The organism is Nocardioides aequoreus (assembly GCF_000720335.1).
GTDB lineage: Bacteria > Actinomycetota > Actinomycetes > Propionibacteriales > Nocardioidaceae > Marmoricola > Marmoricola aequoreus.
Genome location: NZ_JOJN01000032.1, coordinates 1 through 823, shown reverse-complemented (window position 1 = coordinate 823; position 823 = coordinate 1). Strand labels below are relative to the sequence as shown.

The following is an 823-nucleotide window of genomic DNA, read 5'->3' as shown; positions in this document are numbered from 1 at the left end:
TGGAGGCCCGCAACGCCGAGACCCCGATCGAGCGCAAGCCGGAGTGGATCAAGACCCGCGCGCGGATGGGTCCGCAGTACACCGAGCTGCAGCAGCTGGTGAAGTCTGGTGGGCTGCACACGGTGTGCCAGGAGGCGGGCTGTCCCAACATCTACGAGTGCTGGGAGGACCGCGAGGCGACCTTCCTCATCGGTGGTGACCAGTGCACCCGGCGCTGCGACTTCTGCCAGATCGCGACCGGGCGGCCGCAGCCGCTGGACCGCGACGAGCCCCGCCGGGTGGCCGAGAGCGTGCAGCAGATGCAGCTGCGCTACGCCACCATCACCGGCGTCGCGCGCGACGACCTGCCCGACGGTGGGGCGTGGCTCTACGCCGAGACGGTCCGGATGATCCACGAGCTCAACCCCGGCACCGGGGTGGAGAACCTGATCCCGGACTTCAACGGCGAGCCCGACCTGCTGGCCGAGGTCTTCGAGTCGCGTCCGGAGGTGCTGGCCCACAACGTGGAGACGGTGCCGCGGATCTTCAAGCGGATCCGTCCGGCCTTCCGCTACGAGCGGTCGCTGGACGTGCTGACCCAGGCGCGCGACTTCGGGCTGGTGACGAAGTCCAACCTGATCCTGGGGATGGGCGAGACCCGTGAGGAGGTCACCCAGGCGCTGGTCGACCTGCACGCCGCGGGGTGCGAGCTGATCACCATCACCCAGTACCTGCGGCCCTCCAAGCTGCACCACCCGGTCGAGCGGTGGGTCAAGCCCCACGAGTTCGTCGAGCTCTCCGAGGAGGCCACGCAGATCGGCTTCGCCGGGGTCATGAGCGGGCC

General features: G+C 69.5%; 1 protein-coding gene. It reads left to right on the top strand.

The features are described 5' to 3' along the window. A partial coding sequence (locus tag IG63_RS0120200; RefSeq protein WP_030486139.1) for a lipoyl synthase occupies positions 1-823 on the top strand: 823 nt, incomplete at both ends.